At 66.8% G+C, this 15,367-nt stretch carries 18 protein-coding genes; all 18 read right to left on the reverse strand.

Annotated features, from left to right (window positions below; genetic code table 11):
• Position 1 precedes the first annotated feature (1 nt).
• The 18 genes from OG352_RS13530 to OG352_RS13615 all read right to left on the reverse strand — a co-directional run bounded on the left by OG352_RS13530 (position 2) and on the right by OG352_RS13615 (position 15,305).
• Positions 2–454, reverse strand: coding sequence for a hypothetical protein (locus OG352_RS13530; RefSeq protein ID WP_329216988.1), 453 nt, complete (start codon positions 452–454; stop codon positions 2–4).
• Positions 451–1,956, reverse strand: a complete 1,506-nt coding sequence (locus OG352_RS13535) for a DNA cytosine methyltransferase (protein WP_329216989.1) — start codon at positions 1,954–1,956, stop codon at positions 451–453. The genes OG352_RS13530 and OG352_RS13535 overlap by 4 nt, the downstream gene beginning before the upstream one ends.
• A 71-nt stretch (positions 1,957–2,027) precedes the next feature.
• Positions 2,028–2,510 (reverse strand): hypothetical protein, encoded by a 483-nt coding sequence (locus tag OG352_RS13540; RefSeq protein WP_329216990.1) that lies wholly within the window; start codon positions 2,508–2,510, stop codon positions 2,028–2,030.
• A gap of 59 nt (positions 2,511–2,569) precedes the next feature.
• Positions 2,570–2,734, reverse strand: a complete 165-nt coding sequence (locus OG352_RS13545; RefSeq protein WP_329216991.1) for a hypothetical protein — start codon at positions 2,732–2,734, stop codon at positions 2,570–2,572.
• Positions 2,731–2,949 carry a hypothetical protein gene (locus OG352_RS13550; protein WP_329216992.1) on the reverse strand — a complete coding sequence of 73 codons (219 nt, stop codon included), beginning with the start codon at positions 2,947–2,949 and terminating at the stop codon, positions 2,731–2,733. The genes OG352_RS13545 and OG352_RS13550 overlap by 4 nt, the downstream gene beginning before the upstream one ends.
• Positions 2,949–3,599 (reverse strand): hypothetical protein, encoded by a 651-nt coding sequence (locus tag OG352_RS13555; RefSeq protein ID WP_329216993.1) that lies wholly within the window; start codon positions 3,597–3,599, stop codon positions 2,949–2,951. The genes OG352_RS13550 and OG352_RS13555 overlap by 1 nt, the downstream gene beginning before the upstream one ends.
• Positions 3,600–3,683: 84 nt before the next feature.
• Positions 3,684–4,133, reverse strand: a complete 450-nt coding sequence (locus OG352_RS13560) for a hypothetical protein (protein WP_329216994.1) — start codon at positions 4,131–4,133, stop codon at positions 3,684–3,686.
• Positions 4,134–4,238: 105 nt separating this feature from the next.
• Positions 4,239–5,219 (reverse strand): helix-turn-helix domain-containing protein, encoded by a 981-nt coding sequence (locus OG352_RS13565; protein ID WP_329216995.1) that lies wholly within the window; start codon positions 5,217–5,219, stop codon positions 4,239–4,241.
• An 88-nt stretch (positions 5,220–5,307) separates the two neighbouring features.
• Positions 5,308–6,450, reverse strand: coding sequence for a PD-(D/E)XK nuclease family protein (locus OG352_RS13570; protein WP_329216996.1), 1,143 nt, complete (start codon positions 6,448–6,450; stop codon positions 5,308–5,310).
• A gap of 17 nt (positions 6,451–6,467) precedes the next feature.
• On the reverse strand, positions 6,468–7,559 hold the full coding sequence (locus tag OG352_RS13575) for an AAA family ATPase (protein WP_329216997.1): 1,092 nt from the start codon (positions 7,557–7,559) through the stop codon (positions 6,468–6,470).
• Between the two features lie 23 nt (positions 7,560–7,582).
• Positions 7,583–7,927, reverse strand: coding sequence for a hypothetical protein (locus tag OG352_RS13580; protein ID WP_232838217.1), 345 nt, complete (start codon positions 7,925–7,927; stop codon positions 7,583–7,585).
• A 220-nt stretch (positions 7,928–8,147) separates the two neighbouring features.
• The gene (locus OG352_RS13585; RefSeq protein WP_329216999.1) at positions 8,148–8,735 is read right to left on the reverse strand and encodes a hypothetical protein; all 588 of its coding nucleotides are present in this window, start codon (positions 8,733–8,735) and stop codon (positions 8,148–8,150) included.
• Between the two features lie 180 nt (positions 8,736–8,915).
• Positions 8,916–9,170, reverse strand: a complete 255-nt coding sequence (locus OG352_RS13590; protein ID WP_329217000.1) for a hypothetical protein — start codon at positions 9,168–9,170, stop codon at positions 8,916–8,918.
• Between the two features lie 31 nt (positions 9,171–9,201).
• Complete coding sequence (locus tag OG352_RS13595; RefSeq protein ID WP_329217001.1) at positions 9,202–10,050, reverse strand: peptidoglycan-binding protein; 849 nt, start codon at positions 10,048–10,050, stop codon at positions 9,202–9,204.
• A 40-nt stretch (positions 10,051–10,090) separates the two neighbouring features.
• A complete protein-coding gene (locus OG352_RS13600; protein WP_280875206.1) occupies positions 10,091–10,414 on the reverse strand; it encodes a hypothetical protein in 324 nt (107 codons plus the stop codon).
• A 108-nt stretch (positions 10,415–10,522) separates the two neighbouring features.
• Positions 10,523–11,440 (reverse strand): hypothetical protein, encoded by a 918-nt coding sequence (locus OG352_RS13605; RefSeq protein ID WP_329217002.1) that lies wholly within the window; start codon positions 11,438–11,440, stop codon positions 10,523–10,525.
• 166 nt (positions 11,441–11,606) lie between these two features.
• Positions 11,607–12,113 (reverse strand): hypothetical protein, encoded by a 507-nt coding sequence (locus OG352_RS13610; protein ID WP_329217003.1) that lies wholly within the window; start codon positions 12,111–12,113, stop codon positions 11,607–11,609.
• 192 nt (positions 12,114–12,305) lie between these two features.
• The gene (locus OG352_RS13615) at positions 12,306–15,305 is read right to left on the reverse strand and encodes a hypothetical protein (RefSeq protein ID WP_329217004.1); all 3,000 of its coding nucleotides are present in this window, start codon (positions 15,303–15,305) and stop codon (positions 12,306–12,308) included.
• Positions 15,306–15,367: the final 62 nt, after the last annotated feature.

Below are 15,367 nucleotides of genomic sequence, written 5' to 3' on the forward strand. Positions count from 1 at the left end.
GTCAGGGAGCGTCGGGGAGTTCGAGCTGCTGCGCGGCCTGTTCCTCCGCGTCGAGTGGGTTCGGTCCGGGGCGGTAGTAGGGCAGGCACCGGGGGCACTGCTGCTCCACAGCCCGGCGGTGAGCGCGCGATCCGGCGGCCGTGCCGCACGACTTGCGGATGACCGGGACTGGCAACTCGCTGGGGTCGGCGTCCGGCAGCTCGTGGATGATCACGCCGTTGAGCCAGATCCGGCCGCCGCAGATGCCGGTGAACAGGCTTTTGGCTGGGACGACTTGGCGGATGCAGGCGGCCCGGTAGGGGCAGCCGCCGCAGACGTAGAGGACGGGTTCGCAGATGGCGACCAGTTCGATGCCGTTCTTCCATCTGTCGTCGGCAACGGCGAAGTCCTCGTCGCCGAAGCACGGGGCGTGGGAGGTGACGTGGGTGCCGATCAGGGTTCGTGATCCGGTCACAGGACGGGCTCCAATCGCTGGCCGATCCACCGTGCGACGTTGACCGAGACCGCGTTGCCTGCCTGCGCGGTCTGCTCGGCCTGGTTGCCGTAGACGACGTACTTCTTGGGGAACCGCTGCCCTTCGAGCTGTTCGCGGGGCTTGAGCATGCGGAAGTAGCAGTCATTGATGTCCGGGGCGTTTTGCACCAGGGCAGCTGAGTCGCGGGTGGAGAGGGTGTGGACGGGTTCGGCGGCTGTCTTCACCGCGGCCTTGCGGTACGGCACGACGAGGGTGTTCCGCGCACGCTCGGGGGCTGTGCCGGCGTGCGTGACGAGGCCGTGGTGGTTGCCCTGGGCGGTGACGACGCTGAGTGGGTCGCTCGCGGGGCTGGCGGTGGCGTGGTTGCGGTACTCGATGATGAACGGGTCCATCGTCAGCAGGGCTTCGCTCTCGCGGGTGGTGCGAGTACGCATCGGCACATCGAGGGGGACGGCGTCGGTGTTCCACGAGCCGCCGGTCGGCACCAGAAGCGCGTCGCCCTGCTTCACCGTCCGCGCGGGCAGCGGCCGGTCCTCGACAGCGAACGCTCTGTCCCCGCCGTCCTTGCCGTGGGTGAGCGAGATCGAGTAGGGACGCCAGGGGAACTTGAGGCGGCCCGCGCGGATGCGGTCCATGGTGGTGTCGGCGAGGGGCTTCTTGCGGTCGCCGATCCGCTTCCCGAGGTCGCTCCAGTCGATGATGTCGCTGGCCGGGCGTACGTACGGCTCGACCATGGCGTGGCGGCAGCGGGTGTTTGGGCAGCGGTAGATGTAGTCGCGCCGGTACTTCCCGATGCGCAGGCCCTCGGTCTTGGTCCACGACTGGACCGCATGAACGTCCTCACCGCAGTCGACGCAGGGAGCGAGCGGCCTGGGTTCCAGGTCGGGCTTGCGCATGGTCTTGAGCGTGAAGACCACGTACATCCGGTCACGCCACTGCGGGGCGCGCAGGTTGACCTCGTCGCCGACGTGGGCGCTGCTGACGCACACGATCTGGTACCGGTATCCGAGCACCTCCATGGATTCGAGCCACTTCTCGAACAGGATCCAGTCGAGCCCGAATTCGACGACGTTCTCAACAACGACCGCCTTGAACCGCTTCGCCTCAGCGGCACGCAGGACGCACCAGGCGGTGACCCGCGTCGCCTCGAAGGCATCCTTCGAAAGGGCCTCCCAGTCGCCGCGTTCCTCTTCCAACAGGTCAAGCAGGTCAAGCTGGTTCGTCTCCCGGCGCCGCCCGCCCGCAGGGCTGATCTCGGTGCAGATGACAGACGCCCACAGGGCATCGGCCTTGGGCAGCATGCGCATCGGGAAGGCGTCGGTGAGGGTCATGACGGCGTGCTCGCACGTGGGGTGGTTGGCTGCGTGCGTCTCAATCGCCAAGTCCCAGTGGTTGATGCCCAGGATCAGTTCGTGCCCGGCTTCGACGAGCCCGGTACTGCTGCCGCCTGCGCCGCACAGCAGGTCGATAAAGGTGGCCATGGTGGTGGTCGGGTCTCCAAGAGGTCTTTCAGGGCCCGGCCCCGCGTCGCGGGGCCGGGCGACGGCCGAGATCAGTAAGTGCGGAGGCCGCCGTGCGCCTGCGCGCGGCGCAGGAAGGCGATCCAGTACCCCCACATCGGGTCGCCCACGGGCATCTCGGCGATGGCCACGCCCGGGTGGGCGTCATAGGCGGTGAGGGCAGCAGTGATCTCGGCGACCGTCACGAGGAAGCCGTCGTTGTAGTCGAGCTTGTACCTGGGTATGCCGGTCGGCACCGTCTCGGAGGCGTCCTTAACGGCCTGGTACGCGGTCCGGAACTCGGCGATGCGGTTCGCCGTGCTCTCGTCGTGCTTGATGCCGGGCCGGTGATCCACGCCCGCCAGCCCGTAGGCGGTCAGCTGGGGGTATGACGGTATGGGCGGCTCGACGAGCATCCCGAAATTGTTCATCGTGTCGAGGGTGCGCGGCATCGCGGTGTAGGCGAACCGGAAGTAGTTCTGGTCCCCTTCGGCGGGCTTACCGTCGGAGTTCTGGATGTAGATGTCGTATCCCACGGGGGTGTTCTCCAAGAGGTCTGCGGCTGCCCGGCCCGGAGTCGGGCCGGGCAGCGCGATCAGCGGTGGGCGGCGTGGCGGTGGTGGACTTCGCCGTAGGTCTTGCGGCGCGGGACCCGGCTGCGGGCCTCCCAGCGGAGCTCTTCGATGACGATCACGGTGAGGCCGGCACCGACACCGAGAGCGAGCACGAGCAGCGCGTACAGCACGTACAGCGCGGTCACCGCGCCACCACCTCGTAGCGAGCCGGGCAGGGCTGAAGGAGCTGCATGCAGGCGACGAACACCCCGTGGGCGTCGTTGGTCGCGAGTCCGTTGTCCAACGCGGCCTGGGCTCGGGCTCGTTCGGCGTCGCCCTGCGGGTGCGCGATGACGCAAGCGCAGGGACGCTTGCCGGTCTCCTCCGCAGGATTCGGCGGGGCCGCTTCGGTGTCCGCCATCAGACGATCACCTGCCCGGCGGACGCGAGGTAGAGGATGCCGACCTCGTCGTTCAGCTCCCACACAGTGAGCGGCCAGTCCGTGCCACCTTGCGCGTGGACGCACGTCCAGCCCTTCTCCGCCATGGCGCGCACGACGTTGCCGTACTCCTTGATGGCCGCGTCGTTGTCGGTGAGAGGGCCGTGGAGCAGCTTGGACAGCGGTAGGCGCTGCGCTGTCACGCCCCGAAGCCGGACGGAGACCAGGTCGATGACGCGTGGCGCGAGGCACCGCTCTGTGACGAAGGCCGTGATGGCCTGGATGAGCGGGACGGCGTTGTTGCCGTGTTCCGACTGCTCTCCGCTGTCGGTGGAGTCGTAGAACACCTCGTCGATGTTCGGGTTGTCGTCGTGGAGGCGCTTGACCTGGAAGCCCTCCAGCGCGGCCGGGTCCATGGGCAGGTCCTCGACCGAGGAGATCCACAGATACGAGCCGTCGGTGAGCTCGGCGGTGATGGCGAACATGTTCCCGGACTCGACGTTGGTCACGAGCGGGATGCGGCGCAGCGCGGTGATGACCGGCTCGTACGCGCTCCACAGGGCCAGCCAGAGCGGGTCTTCGGTGTTGTTGTGCACGGTCATCGGGGCCAGCGGCGCCAGGTCGTTGCTCACAGTTCCTTCTCCAAGAGGTCGTGTGCCAGTCAACACTACAGAGTTGGGATCTATCTCAGGGCAAATTGATGCACGTGGACGGACTCACCACAGGCGGGTGACGAACACCAGGCGGGGGGCCTTGCGCCGTTCCTCTCGGGCCTGCCGGGCGAGGGCGGTCGAAGCCTCCAGCTCGTCGGCGCGCTGGATGGCGACGTCGGCGATGTCCAGCGCCTGGTGGGCGAGGTCGCGGGCCTGCATGAGCGCCCGGTGGTTCTCGCGGTGGTCGAGGTGGATCTCAGAGCCGCCGACGTCGTCGAGGAGTTCGCCGACGATCTCGTCTCGCACCAGCTTGGCGCGCCCGAGCCCGCCGAGGTGGCGCTCACAGTCGACCAGGTCCTTCAGGTCGGCGATCTGGATGAGCATGCCGCCGACACCCTCGGGGTCTTGACGGAAGAGGTCAGCGAGGCCGTGGATCTGCTCGCGGGCGGCAGCGCCATTGTCGAGCACGAGCGCGCCCCTGTGGCAGCGGCGAAGGATGGGCAAGTAGTTCATGTCGTCCTTCCGATCAAGAGGGGGGCTTCTCTCCCTCTTTCTGGTTCTATTCTATATGCATTGCCAGGGATGTCCATATTCCTGGTGAAATTTTCTTTCGGGTGTCTAAGTTTTTCGCTGACTGCCGCCCTTTCGTGCTCGTACGGCCTCGCGCGCAGCTCTGCGCGCCTCTTCGGTCGCCTCCGGGTGCTCCTCGACCCGTTGGCGGCGCCTGGCGGCGTCCTCGTGCCACTCATCCCAGAAGCGCCCGTGCTCCCGGTGTTCCTCGTCCTTGGCCTCCGCCTGTTCCCTCCGGCGGCCTGCCCGCGGGTTGGTGCCGCACCCACGGCAGGAGGCAGCAGGGCGCCCTCGGTGCTTCGTGCAGCCCCTGCGCGGCTCCCCGCGCTCGTCGGCGGAGCCGTCTGGCGGAGCGGACGCGGGCTCCCCTGCGGCGTCAGCCGTGGGGGTAAGGGGGGAAGGAAGGACAGAGGAAGAACCAGGTAAGGAAGGGGTTCCACCGCTGGAACCCAGTGGGTTCCCCCCGTGAAACTCACCGGGTTCCACCGGTGGAACCCGGCTGTCCTCCCCATCTGGGTTCCCTCCGTGGAACCCTGCTTCCTCGCCTGGGTTCCCCGCGTGGAACCCAGCCTCGACCTGCGACGATTCGGTCTTCTCTCGGCGAGCAACCTCGCGGTCTTCGACGTCCTGATAGGTCATCGCAGGCTTGGCGGGGGCCGACCGCGTGACTCCGGGGCGGGCTTTGTTGGGGTTCTTCGGAGCAGCCTTGCGGGCCTCCAGACGCTCCTTGAGCTCCGGCGTGGTCGGCGTGGGCGGTACCCCGAGGGGGAAGACCCGGTAGACCGCCGAGCGTCCCGCCTTGCCTACCTCCACGCGCTCGACAAGCCCTTTGGCTATCAGCTCCGTGACGATGGTGATGGCGCGTTTGTCGGTCACGCCGACCCAGGCCGCGAGGCGGGTGATGCCGGGGCGCGCGAGTCGCGTCTCGTCGTCGGCGCTGTCCGCGATCTTCATGAGGGCAAGTTTCTGGCTCTGGCTGAGCACGTCAGGCGGCAAGTAGGCCGCAGCGATCATCAGTTGGATGGACACGGTTCCCCTTGGGCGGTACAGGCACGGCGGCAGGACGGGGTGCCCCGCCCGGTCGCTCCCGGGCGGGGCTGAGACTCATCGAGTCGGGTCAGGCCGGCGCGATGTTGATGACCGCGGGCGTCTTCTTGCCGGTCTTCCGCCGGGGGATCGCCAGTCCTGCGTCCTTGAGGTTCTTGACCATGCGGTTGACGTCCGGCGTCATCGGGACCGGGATTCCGGCGACCTCATGCAGGTCGACCATCGCCTCCACGTCGTCCTTCTCCTCGTCGTTGCCTCCGCGCCAGGACAGCTTGTTGGGGCCGTAGATCCCCTCCGGGGACTGGTCGAGCTTCTTGCGTGCGAACTTCTTGGTCCTGTCGCCCTCGCTGGCGAGTTCGTGTCCCTTCACGTAGTCGATGAGCGCCTGTTCGCGGTCGGCGTCGCTGCGGATGAGCGCGGTCTGCTCGGGCACGCCCGGAGCTGTCCCGGGCCAGCACAGGGAGCGGAACGGGCAGTAGTCGCAGATGGCGTCCAGACCGGGGCCGTTGAAGTCGCGGGGCATCTCTTCGGGATTGCCAGTCTCGCGCACACGTTCCACCCACCACTGGGCCTCCGCCGCGCGCTGCGGGTCGAAGTCGATCTCCTGGACGTGCTCCGCGCCGGAGTCCCGGTTGATGAACCGGAAGCGAATACGACCGATGTTCAGTGGCCCCAGGCGGGACAGGTACCGCTGGCCGGGAACGTCCTCGAACCCGACCTCGAACAGCGCGCCCGCGTACAGCTGGACCTGCCGCAGCTCGGCGGCCGTGGCACCGTAGCGAAGAACGCGGTCCCACAGATACGTGGACTTGGTCTTCACGTCCTCCACGGTGAGGACGTCGGCGGGTATCGCTGGCCTGTGACGAGCGGGCAGGCGAGCGGCGGTCGCCGCGTCGAGCTGTACAACGTCGACATGCCCCCGGATCAGGTTGTCCTGGACGCTGCGTTCCACCAGCCATCTGTACTCCGTGCGCGCGGACTCAAGCAGCCCGTGGTGAATGAACGTTCCGAGGATCGCCGCACGCTTGTCGGGGTGATCGGTCGGTGTGGTGCCGTGCAGGATGTAGGCGGCGCGTCGACCGCACACGGTGTCGGACGCGCCGAGCTGGGTCTGACGAGAGCGGGGGCGGCGGGCGTCCACGTCGTGTGCGGCATCCCAGATGGAAGGTGCGATGCCGTCAACGGTGGCTACGGACATAGGGGAGTTCTCCAAGAGGTCAGCGTGGGCGGTCACTGCTCGGCGTCCGCGTCCTGCTCGTCGGCCTTGCGCTGGGCGGCGGCACGGAGCTTGTCGGCGTCGGACAGTGGGCCCTCCCCCATCTCCCGCCGGGGGCTGTCGAGTTCGGCGGCGCGCTGCTCGGCGGCGGCCCGGATGGTGAGGATCTCGTCGTGGCTCAGGCGGTTCACCGGATCTGGGACGGCCCGCCACAGCGCCTCAAGGAGCTTCTTGTCCGTCAGGCCGGCGATGCGGGCGAGCCAGGGCTGTACGAGATCGCCGACGAGCGCGGGCATGATGCGCGGCTGGGACTCGACGGAGCAGCCCAGTTTGTTGAAGACCAGGTCCTCGATGGTGAAGTCCCGCAGCGGCAGCGGTTTGTTCCGCTCGACGCGCATCCGCAGTGATCGGACCTTGATGACCTGCGGGTCGGTGTTGCGCTTCATGCGCACCCAGCACGACGAGTCGAAGCCGAGGTCTTTCTGAGCCGAGACCTTCCACTCGCTTTTGTTCTGGATCGGCTGGCCGTTGTCGTCCGTGGCGCTGACCTGCTTGCCGCGGGCCAGCACGATGGCAATGCCGGGCAGTGTGCGCAGCAGGTAGATGATCCTGTTCCACCGCTCCGTGGCGTCGTTCCACAGATTCCGGCCGATGTCGAACGCGGCGTCCGGGTCCTCCTGGAGCAGGGCGCGGTTCTTGCGCGTCCGGCGACCGCGTTCGTAGGTCCAGTTGGTGAGCATCCGCCAGAGGGCGGATCCCGAGTCGATGGTCAGGACGACCGGGGGCTCTCCGGCTGCCGCCGCGCGCCTGGCCTCGGCGTGCACGGCCTCAACCTGTTCGAGAATGTCTCGGTAGGTGCCGTCGTGCTCGATGATCAGATAGTTGGCGCCCTCGATGGCCGCGTACTCGTCGGCCGATCCCTCGTCGAGGTCGATCCAGTACATCTGGCCGATGCGGTCGCTGCTGGAGAACTGTGCGGCTGAGTAGGTCTTGCCCGCGCCCTCCTCGCCCTCGATGAGGAGGAGGGGCCAGGGGACGATCCCTGTCGGCTTGCGTGTTTTGAGTTGGACTGCGGGCGGCATCGCGGTGCCCGCTGGTGCATTCACGATCTGGCTCCAAGAGGTCGTGGTCAGTCCGTGCGCAGGGCCCGGACTTCGAAGAGGGCTGCCCACTCCGGGTGTTCGGCCAGCAGGAGCCGTACGTACCGGGAGCGGTAGTCGTTGTTCAGCGCGAACTCGTCGCCTCGGGTCGCCGCGCCGTACTGGTAGCGCAGGAGCTCGAAGAGCATCCCGATGCCGATGCGGCCGAATCCCTTCTCTGCGCAGTCGGCGGTCATCCGGATCAGCGCCCTGAGAACCCAGGGGTTGAGCGCGTGGAACGCCTCGAATCGCTGCTGGATGGTCAGGCTGCCGACATCGGCGGGGTGGCGAACGGGCTGGATGGTGCCGAACAACGGTGGCTGTTCGATCAGCAAGGCTCCCCCCTCAGAGATAGACCTAACACACTGGAGTGTTGGAATCTATCTCTGGATAGAGGGATTGTCGATCGACAACACCACCAATGACCCCTCGGCGGCCCCCTGGATCGCTGCACGACCCCCCCCCTTGAACGAGTGAAGCGCACCCCCCTGGATGCGCTTCCATTCTATATGCAATTAGGGGTTAGATCAAGGCGCGCAAGCCTCTGACCTGGGGTTATTCGGCGGTCTTGTTTGCCGCCTTACCTCGCGGCACAATCCTGGATCCGGGCCCGTCGTAACTGCCGTCACGCAGGGCAGCCAGGACTTCCCCATCGACCACCCAGTCCACTCCACGCGCACCCGCCTGTAGCGCGGGTGCGTCTGCAACGACCGGCTCCAAGAGCCAGATCGGTGATCCGGACAGGTTGTAGTCAGCGGGCCGGAACCGGCCCGTACCCATGGCCTTCCGCAGGAGCGCGCCGGACGGAAGCCGGAACAGGGCCACCAACTCGGCCTGACCTACCAACGGGGGGAGTTGCTCAACCTCCCGCACCCAATAGCCCGGGTCCTGCTCCTTGGTCAGCCGCTCAAGCTCCGTCTGATTGAGGTGCTTCGGGCGCGGGGTCGTCTCTCCGAAGCCCTTCACGAACTGGAGGAGCCAGTACGGCGACCCGCTGATGATCTTGGCGTAGCGGTAGTCGAGGGTGTGGTCCCTGCTGATCCACTGGCTGACTTGGAGCCGCTTCACGTCGTACAGCGCGGCGAACTCAGCTCCGCCGGCCAGGTACGGCTTCCTTCCCGCCGGCGCCTTGTCCTCTGCCACTCCATCGCCTCCAGCTCACGTCACGTCTGCATATAGATTGTAACCAACGTGGAAGCAGAGTCCGAACCCTCCACAGAGGCGATAAGGTGGAGTCTCCAAGAGGTCGAAGGCCCCCGTCGCGAGACGGGGGCCTTCTTCCATGCTGGGCTCTCTGGCTGCTCGACGTCACCTCATCGTGGGTCAGGTACGCGGCAGGGTGAGCGACGTGTTCTCGTACTTCGGGGGACGGGCGTAGCCGAGCAGCCAGCCGAACCGAGGCGACAGGTGCTCCTCGGCGAACCGGAAGACGCCGTAGTAGGAAAAGGTGGCGACCGGGGTCAGGACTCCCGTGACGGCCGTGGCGTCGAGATCGAGTCCGTGGCGGAGTGCCACCGCGACGAGCCAGCCGACCGCGGCCGGGACTCCCGTGCGCAGCAGCGAGGCATAGAGGTTCATGGGGATGTACTCCTTGGGCTGGTCAGAGGGATCAGGCGAAGAGACGGCGCCAGGTCTCCGGGCCGGGGTAGCCGTCGGCATCGGAGCCGGTCCACTTCTGGGCGTGCTGGAAGTCGACGACGTTGAGGCGGTCCGCCTCACCCCAGTCGCGGGACGGGCCGACGCGGTAGTGCTTGCCGTAGCCCTTGCGCACGAGCTGCTGGCCCAGCAGGAGAATCGAAGCGTTCGACTTGCCAGGGCCGAAGGCGCTTCGGCCGGGGAACGCCGGCGGGCCCGGCTTGGGCGTCGTCGACGTGGTGGTCGGCCACTTCGGCATAGGGCCCGGGTCGGTGTGCTGGTTCTCGGGCGTCTGGCCGTGGCCGTAGTGCCCGCCCTCCGTCTCCCAGGTGTGCTCGCTGCGGTTCGCCTTCCAGGTCGGGGCGCCCATCGGCCAGGTGTCCAGCACCCCCCAACTCCGGGCCCAGGCGAGAATCTTGTCGAGACCCTTGGCCGGGGTGTCCCGGACGGTCGCGTACGACTTCCCGTTCACGCGGCAGTATGGGAAGAACAACGTCTCGACTTGGAGACACACCTTCCCGGTGCGGTTGGTCCGGGTGCCGCCGGCGGTGTCGACGACCGACTTGGACCGGCTGTTCGCCGGATAGAACTGGGCGGTCCTACCCGTGAAGGGATCCCAGAGCAGATGCGGCGCGACTCCCTTGCCGCCGCCGGTGAAGTACCGCACGAGCTTGTCGAATGCCACGAGATCGGCGGGCTTGGCCACCGTGGCGTTCTTGTCCCACGTGATGTGCCAGATGACGCGTGGGTCGTACTGCGTGTCGGTGGGTGCGGTGTCGCTGAGCGGGTGCCGCTCAGCTCCAGGCAGCCAGAGATCAGGCATGGCGCGTTCCTTGTTCTCCCCCGCGCCTGCTGTTCCGAGCCTACAGTCCGAGCTTGCCGGTCACGATCGCGACGATCACGCCCACCACGACCGGGGCCACGAGGGCGGTAAGAGCCAACCGCCGTACGCCCCGGGCCTCTTGACGCTCCGTCTCGCGCTCGCGCCGCATCTGGGCGATGTCGTCCTCGACGGCTTTGATCCGCACTTCGTCGGTCCGCCGGTCGGCGTCGTACTGGATCTTCGTCACCATCTCGGCCAGCCGCGCGCTGAAGGCAGCGAAGTCGGCGCGCAGGTCGTCGCGCATCTGCTGCATGGCCCGCAGCAGTTCCCACGGCGTGGGGTCCTGTCCCGGCGGCGCGGTCACGGCGCTCCCTTCGGCAACCCCGCGCCGCTGACGACCAGTCTATGAGACACGAGGCAGTCCTGAACTGCCGTGCCTACCTGCTTGATGCTCTTGCATGGTGCTGCGCAGCTACCGCTCCAACTCGACGTCGAAGAACTTCAGCACCGACGTGACGAGCATGAGCCCGTAGACCGCGTTGATCCGCGAGTACTGCGTACGCGACACACCATGGGCACTCGGGTGCCTGCCGAACACGCGTGGGATCGGGTCGCCGTTCTTCGGCCAGTACTCGGCGTGCGCGTACCAGACCGGGGCGAACGTCAGGGCAACCCGGAGCTGGTAGTCGTTCAGGTCGAACTTCGCCTGGCCCTTCTTGTTGAACGTGATCTTCTTCCTGGCTGGCTCATCGAAGTGGGCGCGCATCAGGCTGTCGAGCAGGTTGGCAGCGAGCGCCTGGGCCGCGTTGTTGTGCCCGTCGCGCAGTGCCGCCACGCAGTCAAAGGCGAAGCTTCGCGACTCCTGTAGGTCGGGAAGGTCAACGTCCTCGATCACGGCTTCGCAGTCGTTGACGATGCCCTTCCACCGACGCCCGATGATCTCGCGGCGACCAACGGCGTCGGGCGCGTCCAGGAGGGCACGAACGACCTTCGGGCCAGGAACCCACATCAGAGGTATGCCCTCTTCAAGCAACAGCTGCTCGAACTCCTCGACCGACGGCGTAGCGTCGTGCAGGTTGGGCGGGTAGATGCGCTCCTTCAAGGAGCCAAGCCCCTCGAAGACGCCCGCCCAGTACTCCCGGAAGTGCTCGTGCAGCGGTTCAAAGGTCTCGCGGAGCATCGCGTTCACCCCTGCCGCTTCGGCCAGTTGCTTGCCGATCGCTTCGCCAATGCGGTTCGTCGAAATGACCATCTCGGCCAACGGCCTCAATATCTCAGCCATCGTGGTGCGGTAGTAGTCCGTCAGCGGCTGGAACGCGCGAACCAAATCGAAGGGGTCGACCGGCCCCGGCTCGGAACCCTCCTCGGGCTCCTCAACCTCGTTGCTCATGGTCTGCATGCTGACACGCGACTGATCGTAAGAGCGACCGATTACATCGGTTCGTCCACCTTGCACCGCGGTGCCGCCTTGATGGCCGCGACCTACAGTGACCGCCGACGCGGGTTGGGTACGCGGCCACCAGACGCACCGCGCCTGTTGATGGTGCTGCTCGCTGTCAGGCGTCAGGCGTGAACGTCTCTTGCGTGCCGTCAGCTCGGGTGATGGTGATCGTCACCGACTCCGTAACCCGCACCGTGTCAGACACACCAACGAACACCTCCTTGAGGAAGCGGAACATGTAGTCGGTGCGAGTGCTGTTCTCGTCCATGTGCACGGAGCGGATGTTCTCGGCCTCCGCCACCTTGGCCGCGCCCTCTTGGAGTCCTAGGGGGCTCACGATGATGCCGCCCGCAGCACCAGTGTCGATGATGCGGTAAGCCAGTCCGCCCATGTGTTCCTGCTTCAGCTTGGACGTGGTGTAGCGGCGGCACTCGATAATAACGAAGCCTTCGTCACCAACCTTGACACCTTTGCCGTCGATCTCCCAAGTGGTGCCAGTGCGCCGGCCGATCACGCCTTGCTTCTCCTCGACTCGATCGAGCCCAAGCTTCTCAGCGATCTGGTCGAGAAGGTAGACGGCTACCTCCTCGTACGACTTCCAACCCTTTTCCTCATCCGTCATATGAACCCCTGCTTCGTGAGCGTAGAACGACGCACTACTTGCATCGGCACTCCCTGTCGTAATGTTTAACAGCAGTCGGACGACCCGCAGGACTGCGAGCAATATGCCGCACCCATCCATGATGATGTAGCACTTTGGCCGGAGACCGCTCTTGGTCGACGGCTGCGGGCCAGGCGAACAGAGCCAATCCGGTCAGGTGATGGCCTGGCCGATGTAGTCGTCGGCGGACCCGCAGTCCTCTACCAGCAGGTAGGCGACGTTGCTGCTGCTGGCGGCGAGCGTCCACGTCTGTGCGACTCCCCCTTGAGTCCCGGTCCAGCACAGTGCGGCTGTGACGTCGCTGCCGGTGGTGTTGGTCAGGATGGTCTGGACGGAAACGGCTGCGTTCGCTGTGGAGGCTTGCAGATTGTTGACCCGCATCTGGTCCTTGTAAATCGTCCCGGACACGGTGTTCTTGCGAATTCGATATAGCGCATAGCTGTCGCTGGCCGCACTATGCAGCGCCCAGAGGGAGACACGGTAGGCGCGGCCGGCCTTGAACGTGATGCTGCCAGTTGTGATGACGGCCGTCTCCGTGCTGGAGAACGTGACGTTCGCGGTCAGAGTCTTCTGCGCGACGAATCCGCGACCCTGGGATTTGCCGTAGACGCTGAGGTCTCGGTCAATCGCGAATCCGCTGGATGTGAGCTTGGCAGTGGACGGGGCCGATGCGGACGGCACATCGCGAACGTGCAGCTCGATGGACGATCCGGCGGCCGAGGTATCAGCTCCGTATCCGTTGATGTAGGCAACTCCGTTGCCGCTCAGATCGTTTGCGTAAAGGTTGAAGACTGCTCCCGAATAGCCCGGAACGTGGCTTTGCAGGAACACCCCTGTTTCCTGGCTCGAACCAGTCACCTTCGGGGCGCTCAGCGAAACGCTCGGAACTTCGTAGGTACCGGAGGAATCTGAGGCGTACCCGATGGCGGTATTGAGTTCTGCCGGTGCTGACTCATCGGCGCTGCCGGAATAGAACTCAATCGATCCAGTCTCCGGATTGGTGTTTCCGGGGCTGATGACAACTCGCTGTCCACTCACGGCAGTTTGGAGGGTGCTACCGGTGAGGACGGCTCCGTTGATCGTCTTGCCGTTGATGGCGTCCGCGTCAAGTTTGTCCGCCGTAATTGCCCCGGCCTTGATATGGGTCGCTTCGATCGCGCCCGCCGAGATCTTCGTTGCCGTCACGGCGTTGGCCGCGATCTTGTCCGCTGTGACGGACAGTGCGTTCAGCTTGTCCGTGGTGACGGACAGCGCCGCGATCTTCTCGGCCGTGATGGCCAAGGCCGCGATCTTCTCTGCCGTCACCGCTCCCGCGAGGATCTTGGGCGCGGTGACTGCGCCGTCGGCGATCTGCACGCCCGGCACCACTGGACGGACGACTGCGTTGTCCCACAGCACGGCTCCGGCGGTCGACTGGTACGTCTCCACCCAGACCGTGGCCGCGGTGGTGTTGGCCGGCGCCGTGACCGTGGCGGCAAGGCGCTGCCACGAGCCGCGAGCTGGGACGTCCACCTGGGCGACACCGAAGCCGACGGTCGCGCTTGTGCCGTCCAACCACCGGGCGTAGAACTTGAGCGCGCCTCCCGCCCAGTCGGCGGACGCGTTGGCGTCGATGGCGAGGTAGACCTGCTCTCCGCTCAGGATCGGCATCGACGTGAGGTTCAGGGACCGTGTCGTGGCGACCGTCGCCGTGGCGTCGACGCGGAGCGCCTTCGCGGAGCCGTTGCCGCCGGAGACGACGGACCATACGGTCGTGGCGATCGCCGCGGTGTAGGCACCTTCGAACGATGGGTCGCCGAGGACGTTAGTGCCGCCCGCGACGACCAGCTTGTCCGTGGAGATCGAGGCCGCCGCGATCTCGGTCGCCGTGACCGAATTCGCGGCGATCTCGCGGCCCGTGATCGCGTCGGCCGCGACCTTCCCGGCGATCACCGAGTCAGCCGCGAGCGCGGCGGCGGTCACCGAACCGCTCACGAGGTTGGTTGCGTCGACGATCCCGGTCTTCAGCGCCTCGATGGCAACGGCGTCGACCTGCATGACGGCCGGGGAGCCGGAGACGCCCATCGAGGCGTAGTTGAGCCACAAGTAGGGGGTGATGAAGCGGACGGCGTCGTGCACGGTGCCGGGCGAGCGCGGGTCGTTGTTGGGACCGGCGGAGCCCGCGGCTGCGCGGTCCTTGAGGTAGCCGACGACCGTGACCCAGCCGTCCGTGGTCGGCAGCGATCGATACGACGCCGCGATGTAGTAGTGGCTGTTCGGGGTGTTCGCCCCGGCGCGGTTGACCAAGGTGGTCTGGTCTGCGCCCACGCCGAGCACGCCGACGTAGAACGCGTCCGGGCCGGTGGCGAGTTGGGCTGTGGCCCGGATCCGGGCGCTGATCCGGTACAGGACACCGGGCTCGTACGGGACGAGGGTCGTGCCACGAAGCCGGATGAAGCCGCAGGCCTCACCGACGTTCCGGCCGGTGGGCGCATCCAGTACGCCGGTGAGGTGCGCCCACGTGGCGCCGCTGCCCTGGTCGGTGGTCTGCCAGGCGGCGGCCTCGCCCATCGTGTCGACGAGGCGCTGGCTGGTGGCGTCTGCGAGCGCGCCGCCGAGCGCGCTGAGGGTGATCGCGCCGCTCGCGACCTTGCCCAGCGTCACGGAGTTGGCGGCGAGCTTCTCGGCGAGCACCGCGCCGTCCGCGAGCGCGGTGGAGTTGACGGCCCCGAGGGCGAGCGCCGCGTCGGTGACCGCGCCGCGTGCGAGTTTGGTTTCGTCGATGATCGCGTTGACGAGGTCGTCGGGGACGGCCTTGCGGGCCTGTCCCTGCACAGCGGTCGAGGGCTGTCCGGCCGTGCCGGAGGTGTTGACCGCGATCAGACGCACCCACAGCGGGGTGTAGGTGTCGGTGGCGAGGGTGATGCTTCCGCCGGCGGCCGTGTGGAAGGCGGCCACGGGGCTGGTGGTGTCCGGTTCGACGTCGGCGGTTGTCGACAGGTGGACCTGGACTTCGGCCAGATCGAGCGGAGCGGTCTCGGCGTCTGTCCACGTTCCGGGCCAGGTCACGGTGAGCCCGGACAGCGCGGACTCGACCACGGGCGGCGTGGGTGTGGGGGGCGGCGGCCCGTTGTGGGCGATGAAGCCGACGGTGCCGTCGTCCTGGAGGCCCATGCTGCCGCGCAGGGTGCCGTCCTGGTCGTAGACCTCGATCGCGCCGTCCTCGATGGACGAGT

Origin of the sequence: Streptomyces sp. NBC_01485, from assembly GCF_036227125.1 — a bacterium.
Taxonomy (GTDB): domain Bacteria; phylum Actinomycetota; class Actinomycetes; order Streptomycetales; family Streptomycetaceae; genus Streptomyces.